Annotated in this window: 7 protein-coding genes; 2 read left to right on the forward strand and 5 right to left on the reverse strand. The window is 54.3% G+C overall.

Annotated features, from left to right (window positions below; all coding sequences use genetic code 11):
• Positions 1-56: 56 nt before the first annotated feature.
• Positions 57-338, reverse strand: a complete 282-nt coding sequence (locus tag ACLL9E_RS02925; protein WP_411290245.1) for a hypothetical protein — start codon at positions 336-338, stop codon at positions 57-59.
• 232 nt (positions 339-570) lie between these two features.
• Between ACLL9E_RS02925 and ACLL9E_RS02930 the strand changes: the two genes are divergently transcribed.
• The gene (locus ACLL9E_RS02930; protein ID WP_411290246.1) at positions 571-2,124 is read left to right on the forward strand and encodes a winged helix-turn-helix domain-containing tetratricopeptide repeat protein; all 1,554 of its coding nucleotides are present in this window, start codon (positions 571-573) and stop codon (positions 2,122-2,124) included.
• A 44-nt stretch (positions 2,125-2,168) separates the two neighbouring features.
• Here ACLL9E_RS02930 and ACLL9E_RS02935 read toward each other — a convergent pair whose 3' ends face one another.
• Positions 2,169-3,203: an AraC family transcriptional regulator ligand-binding domain-containing protein gene (locus ACLL9E_RS02935; RefSeq protein ID WP_411290247.1), complete on the reverse strand. Its 1,035-nt coding sequence runs from the start codon at positions 3,201-3,203 to the stop codon at positions 2,169-2,171.
• A gap of 134 nt (positions 3,204-3,337) precedes the next feature.
• Here ACLL9E_RS02935 and ACLL9E_RS02940 point away from each other — a divergent pair, with 134 nt between their 5' ends.
• Positions 3,338-4,111, forward strand: a complete 774-nt coding sequence (locus ACLL9E_RS02940; protein WP_411290248.1) for a thioesterase family protein — start codon at positions 3,338-3,340, stop codon at positions 4,109-4,111.
• A 12-nt stretch (positions 4,112-4,123) separates the two neighbouring features.
• Here ACLL9E_RS02940 and ACLL9E_RS02945 read toward each other — a convergent pair whose 3' ends face one another.
• The 3 genes from ACLL9E_RS02945 to ACLL9E_RS02955 all read right to left on the reverse strand — a co-directional run.
• Positions 4,124-5,074 carry a septation protein IspZ gene (locus ACLL9E_RS02945; RefSeq protein WP_411290249.1) on the reverse strand — a complete coding sequence of 317 codons (951 nt, stop codon included), beginning with the start codon at positions 5,072-5,074 and terminating at the stop codon, positions 4,124-4,126.
• Between the two features lie 4 nt (positions 5,075-5,078).
• Positions 5,079-6,320, reverse strand: a complete 1,242-nt coding sequence (rlmN, locus tag ACLL9E_RS02950; protein ID WP_411290250.1) for a 23S rRNA (adenine(2503)-C(2))-methyltransferase RlmN — start codon at positions 6,318-6,320, stop codon at positions 5,079-5,081.
• Positions 6,321-6,368: 48 nt separating this feature from the next.
• Positions 6,369-7,227, reverse strand: an 859-nt coding sequence (locus tag ACLL9E_RS02955) for a sensor histidine kinase (RefSeq protein ID WP_411290251.1), incomplete at its 5' end; no start/stop codon positions are given.

The following is a 7,227-nucleotide window of genomic DNA, read 5'->3' on the forward strand; positions in this document are numbered from 1 at the left end:
GGGCATTTGTATTCTCCTTCATTAATGTGGAATATTTCACTTGGGCAGTGATATGTTTAATAGCCGAGCGCCTTGTTGAGGTGTGCAATCACTTCGGTCATCGGCTCCGCGGGGCTAAACTCCAGCGCCTCGTAATCCTCATCGACACGAACGGTATGTCCAGGCGGCCAGTAATACACATCGCCTGCGCGCACGGTTTCCTCTCGGCCATCCCCATAGCGAACATGGATTGAGCCTTTCACGACCGTTCCCCAGTGCGGGCACTGACATAAATCATCGGTCATCCCCGCAAGCAACGGCGTTGCATCTGCGCCAGCAGGAAAGCGTATTCTCGCCACATTGAGATCACCCCAATTGTGTGCTTGGATACATATGGCACCGTGTTCGAGACAAACGGGCAGTTCATGAGAATGTTGATGCATTAAATACTCCTAAGCGTCAGGGGCAAAACCAAGTGTTTGGCTCCGATGAATCAGGGTTAACATCCTCAAAAAAGCAAAGCTTGGAGATCGCATGATGGTTTCATGAATATTTCTCGCAACTTTGTGGCGTTTGGATTAGCTTTTCTTGATGAATTACCGGTTCGATCATTTTGAACTCGATCTCGCCAAGGCCGAATTGAGATCGCGTGGTCTCACGGTTCATTTGGAACCACAGGTTTATGCGTTACTCGCGCTGCTTCTTCAAAATCGCGATCGTCTGGTGTCGAGAGACGAAATCATCGACAAGATTTGGGGTGGGCGCTTTATATCCGAGAGCGCGGTTTCGAGCCGCGTCAAATCGCTACGGCAATCGCTTGGGGATGACGGAACCCATCAGCGGCTCATCAAAACAATCCACGGGCGCGGCTTCAGATTTGTCGCTGACGTTCAGATTAAGACGGTGACAACCACCGTTGCCGCTGACTCCAATGCAATTTCACAATTGCCATATGCCGGTCGGCCTTCAATTGCCATCTTGCCATTTGCAGTGCTGGGTGATCCTGGTCCATTCGTCGCGATCGGTCAGGCATTGCCGCATGAGCTTATTGCTGAACTGTCGCGCATTCGTTGGCTTTCTATCATCGCGCGCGGTTCGTCCTTCCAGTTCCAGTCAGGCACTGAGCACGCCCAGACGATCGCTCGAACGCTCGCCGTGCGCTACTGCCTTACTGGAACCGTTGAATTTTCCGGGCAGCGTCTTTCAATCATGGTTGAGCTCACCGATAGCCAATGTGGTCGGGTGATTTGGGCGGAACGCTTTCAGGGCCCCATCGACGATATTCATAATATACGAGAGGCTATCCGCTCCCGCATCGTCACCGCTCTAGAGATCGCAATCCCTGCATTTGAAGCGGAAACTGCTCGTCTCGGGGTGAGCGACAACCTTGACGCTTGGTCGGTCTATCATTTGGGCCTTCAGCATATGTATCGATTCAACAGGCAAGACAACGCCCAAGCTGAGTCACTGTTTCAACTGGCTATCACCAAAGACCCTACGTTTGCGCGGGCTTATGCTGGATTGTCGTTCGTGCATTTTCAAACGGCCTTTCTGCGTAACACCCATGATGTTTCGTCAGAGGCAGATCTTGCGCGAAAGTTCGCAGTCGGCGCAATGGAACGGGATCCGCTGGATCCGTTCGTTAATTTCGTCATGGGCCGCTCATATTGGCTAAAGGGCGACTTGGATAACGCCCGCGGATGGCTTGAGCGGTCCACGAACATCAGCCCAAACTATGCTCAGGGCATTTATGCCTGCGCGTGGACGGAAGCATTGTCAGGTCATGGCTCCAAAGCGCGCGAAAATGTCGATTTGGCAATGCGACTTAGTCCGCTGGACCCACTCTATTATGCAATGCTGGCTACGCGCGCACTTTCGCACATGACAGATGAAAATTATGCGGAGGCTGCTCGATGGGCTGACAAAGCTGCAAGAGCCCCTGGCGCGCATGTCCTTATCGCGATGATTGCTTCGGTTACGCACGCGCTTGCAGGAGATGAAAAGGGCGCAAGCCAATGGGCCGCCGATGTCCGCAGCCGAAATGATCAGCTAACCAAGGCGGATTTTTTCAGGTCTTTTCCAGTCCGTTCGGACGATATTCGCGCCCAAGCTTCAATTGCCTTCAGTGCCCAAGGCTTTACATGATGTTCTCAACAGTGCGATCATCCCAGTGCCGGGACTGTGGCGGGTCAAATCCCTTCATCCGGTAATGTACGGCGGCTTGGCGGTTTACCCGTCCATTTCTTATACGCCCGGGTGAATGCACTGAGGTCGCTATAGCCCAGTAACAAGGCAATTTCTCCCAACGAGCGAGAGTCTTCCATGAAATATAAGCGGCACATATCTTGTCGGACACGGTCAAGCAGATCGCGGAAGGACAGGCCTTCGTCCACAAGCTTCCGCCGCAACGTCCGCTCGCTTAACCCAAAGGACGCGGCCATCCGGTCAAGCGTTGGCGGCGATTTGTCCAGTTCGCTGGTCAGGTAGAAATAGCTGAAGGCCAAATGGGTTTTGCCTTCCATCATCCATTTGGCAGGGAATTCATACCGTCCGGATGCCGCATCAAAGAGCGCCTGATTGGCAAAGGGCGACGGGCGGAAAACCTGTCGCCCGGCAATTTCCAAGCGGGTCTGAGACATGCCAAATTGCACCGGACAGCCAAAGGTGCTCTCATACACTGCCAAGTCAAATTGTGGCTGGTGCTGAAAATGCAACGACCGAAGCAAAGGTGCTTCATCCAGAACCTGCCGTGACAACCGCGCGAAACTTGCGACGGAAAATTCGACAAAAGTCGCATACTCCTGGACAACGTCAGGCGAATATTCCCACAAAAAATAGGGCGGCTGTCCGGTCGATTGAAATGTAGTGCGCACCATATTTTGTCGCAGCGGCTGAAGCTGGATGTTCGCCTTGATAATTGACGCGAGATCTGTTTCCAGTCGCGTAGCGTACCCGATGTCAGAGAAACTTTGCGTGACGGATTTGTCGCCGAGCCGCAAATGCACAGCCGGGTCGTGCAAATGCGTTTGCAATATTTTAAAAAACCGCAAGGCCACCGGCCATGAAATTCGGCTCAGCGGATTGCGGAGCCTTGACTCATCAAGTCCGACCGCAGACAAAATCTCGCGCTTGTCTCCACCCTCTGCGACCGCAGCGCGCAAAATCCGGACAGCAAGGCTTGCCGACATGGTGTCGGGCGGAATAGCCTTCCCGTCTTGCAGCAAATTGTCGATCCAGTTGTAAATCGAAAATACCCCCGTTTGGCAACAAACTGAGGTTCAACACGCAAAGCGTTGGAACGCAAGAGCCATTTGGTCTGCGGCTTGCGGCTTTGATTTTCGCTCGCTAAGCCAGCCGAATGAATCTTGCATCACTCCTCGCGCAAATCGTCCCGGGCGCCACGTCCCATAAAATCTCCATCCCCCCAAGCTGGCATCAAGGACGCACAGCTTATGGCGGCTTAAGCTCCGTACTGGCGTATCAGGCGGCGAAGATGGCGGCGGATGACTTGCCCCCGCTGCAATCTGCGCAGATTGCTTTTGTCGGACCACTGGCGGGCGAAGTAGAGGTCAAAGCGTATATCATGCGGCGCGGCAAAAACACCGCTTTCATTCAGGCCAGCATCGAAGGCGCAGACGGCGTTGGGCTTGCTTGCAATTTCATTTTCATGAACCGCCGAGACAGCCATCTCGATTATGCGAACATCCCGGCTCCCGTTTTTCCGCCGATTCCCGGTGCCGACACCGCCCGCAGTGGCCCGCCAGAATTCTTTACCGGCCATATGCAATATCCCGACAAAAGGCTTGAGCTTGGATTGGCCACGAACCGGCTCGCAAGCTGGCACCGGCTAACCGAGCACGAAGGTCTGGACCATATCGCCGAACTGATTTGCATTGGCGATGCGCTTCCGCCTTCGGCGATGGGATTGATGACTCAAAAGGGCATGGTGAGTTCGATGAACTGGCAGATCAACATGCTCACTGAACGGCCGACCACTGAAAACGGGTGGTGGTATCTATCAAGCGAGACGCACCACGCTGCCACTGGCGCCAGCAGCCAATATATGACGGTCTGGAACAGCAAGGGCGAGGCTGTGCTCACCGGTGTGCAATCGGTGGCCATTTTTGCCTGAGTGGCACATGCCTTAGGCTATTGGTTTCTTTCGAATAAATCGGAAGGCAAGCATGACAAGACCAATGACAATGAAGTTGTCGACGAAGGTCTTGTAAAATAACCAGTTATCGGTCGTCAGCAATTTGGCTGCGCCGTAATTCAGCCCGGCCATGAACAGACCAATCACGCCCATAACGATTGCAAAACGGCCGGCATCGATGTCCGTATAAGGCATATAGCGGGCCAGTCCCTTGCCGATATACGGGCCACCGCGCAGGCCATCGATGATGAAAAAGCTGGCTGCGATAAGCCCCGTTATCGTCCCGCGCAGCTTAATCCATTCATCGTCATTCAACCACAAAGCGAGCCCCGCCGAAATGCACAGCATCAATATGCCAAACAGGGCAAGGCCGCCCGTTACATCAATTTTTGTAATGCGCTGGAACAACACGAGGCCAAAACCTATGATGATGCCAAGCACGGCAGCGGTCTGCAAATCGGTGAATTTTGCCACGAAATAGAACAACAACCCTGTTGCCACATCAATCGCAAAAGGAAGCCGATTCTGGCGCGAAAATACGCCGCCGCTCATGCCTTGGGCGTCTTGCTTCGCCTTTATGGGTTCACCCAAACTGCTGTGCTGTACGGCGGCTTCTTGGTATTTTTCGGGATAGGCAGGAACGCGCCCCATGTGGCTTTCATATACGAGGACACCATCAACGCGGGCAACGATGCCTGTGGTCCAAAGTCCCATATAGCCAAGCTCAACCTCAAGCATGCGTCCATCTGGAAGGCGGCTATGCAAAAGATGGTTACGAACCGATTCCGGACCAAAAACCGGCGTTTGATCAGAGCTTTGCTCAACGCCGATCATGCATAAGGTTGAGTGCAAACCATCACTGCGCGCGCGGCTGGAGACACTGAACGACAGTCCATCGACCGAAAAACGCCGCGTAGGATAGCGCCAATACGAAAAGCTCATGCGCTTACCCTAGGGCCGCCTGTTTTTCCTCGGCGAGGCGGTCAAGTTCGGCACGGCTTTTCCTTTCGCTCGAGGATTTAAGCTGCCCACAGGCAGCCATGATGTCGCGGCCGCGCGGGGTGCGGACAGGCGCGCTAATCCCGGCTTCGAATATAATGCTGGAAAAACGCTTGATCCGTTCGGGGTCGGAACATTCATAGGTCGCCCCGGGCCATGGGTTGAACGGGATGAGATTGACCTTCGCGGGCAGCTTATACTGACGGATCAGGCTCACCAAGGCGCGCGCGTCCTCGTCGCTGTCGTTCTTGTCCTTCAACATCACATATTCAAATGTAATCCGCCGCGCGTTGCTTACGCCGGGATATTCGGCACACGCCCGCAGCAATTCGTCGATGCCATATTTGCGGTTAAGGGGGACGAGTTCGTCGCGGACCTCTTTGGTAACCGCATGCAACGAGACGGCAAGGTTGACATTAATCTCTTCGCCCGCGCGCGCCATCATTGGCACGACACCTGATGTCGACAACGTAATGCGGCGGCGCGAGAGGCCAAGGCCATCGCCGTGCATGACGATTTTGATCGCATCGCGGACATTGTCGAAATTATACAAAGGTTCGCCCATGCCCATCAGGACAATGTTGGTCAGCATGCGTCCGTCGGCGGTATAATGGCCGACATCGTCGTCCTCGTCCTCATCGGCCGCCGCGAAGGCCATGTTGCCTTTTGGCCATTCACCGAGTGCATCGCGCGCGAGCATGACCTGCCCCACGATCTCACCCGGGGTCAGGTTGCGCACCAGACGCATCGTGCCCGTGTGGCAGAAGCGGCAGTTCAGCGTGCATCCAACCTGGCTTGAGATACACAAAGTGCCACGATCCGCGTCGGGAATGAACACCATCTCATAATCCTGCGCATCATCCGTGCGCAAAAGCCATTTGCGCGTGCCGTCGGATGACACCTGCGCCTCGACAATCTCGGGCCGGCCAATCACAAAACGGTCCGCGAGCCAAGGACGCATGGTCTTGGATATGTCGGTCATTGCCTCGAAATCGGTCACGCCGCGGTGGTAAATCCAATGAAACACCTGCTTCGAACGCAGCTTGGCGGCCTTTTCGTCCAACTGGGATTCTTCGAACAATTGCCTAATTTGAAGATGGCTGAGCCCCATCAGGTCGATACGTCCGTCACTGCGCGGCGTGATCGCGCGCGGCGTGACTACGGGGTCGATATGTCCGGGAATCTGCATGATAGGCGCGCGTATAGTTGCGTTGCGCACGAAAAGCCAGCGTTGCGGCTACGCGGTACGAACCACCGAGACCTTGGTGCCAGGCGCCATATCCGAAACCATGACAACAGCCCCCAACTGGCTGGCCAGCGCCTCCACAATACCTGTACCTAGGCCAGGTTTACGATCCTCTTCATCCTTCGGCATACCAATGCCGTCATCTGCCACAACCAGCGTCCATGAATTTTCATCCGACTTAAAACCAACTTTAATGGTGCCATGCTGGGTCCGCCCCGGAAATGCGTGCTTCAGCGCGTTGATGACCAATTCAGTGACCACCAGCCCAAGGCTGACCGAGGTATCGGGATCGACAACGCTGTCATCAACTTCAGATGTGAGCACCAATCGCTTCGGATCGCCGATCATCGATGCACCAATGCTAGTGCACAAGTCTTTAAAGTAGTTGTTGAGGGCGACATCCTCAATCGCTGTTGACGACAAATGCTTTTGCAACATGGCGATCGACATCACGCGGTTATGGGCATCGCGCAGATGTTCGCGGGTTTCGCTCGATTGAACCTTTCGTGCGCTTTGCAGCAATAAGCTGGCGATAATTTGAAGGCTGTTGGCAACGCGGTGTTGAATTTCATGCAACAACAGCTGCTTTTCACGCACAAGGTCGTCGCGGAGCCTATCGGCCAGTCGCTGCGCCGTCACATCGGTTATTGCCAAGACGACACGGATGCTCTCGGCTTCAAAATAATCGAGCGTATGGGCGTTAATCAAAAGGCGTAATGTGCTCTTGTCAGGGCGCACAAGGTCCATTTCGTACACATCGATTTGCGCCTTTCCGCTAACGGTAGCTTGCAACAACGCGGTTAGCTGACGCACATTCCATTCGCCATCGCCCACGTCAGCAAGCTTTTTT

It is taken from the genome of Sphingorhabdus sp., from assembly GCF_046596595.1.
In the GTDB taxonomy this organism is placed as follows: domain Bacteria; phylum Pseudomonadota; class Alphaproteobacteria; order Sphingomonadales; family Sphingomonadaceae; genus Sphingorhabdus_B.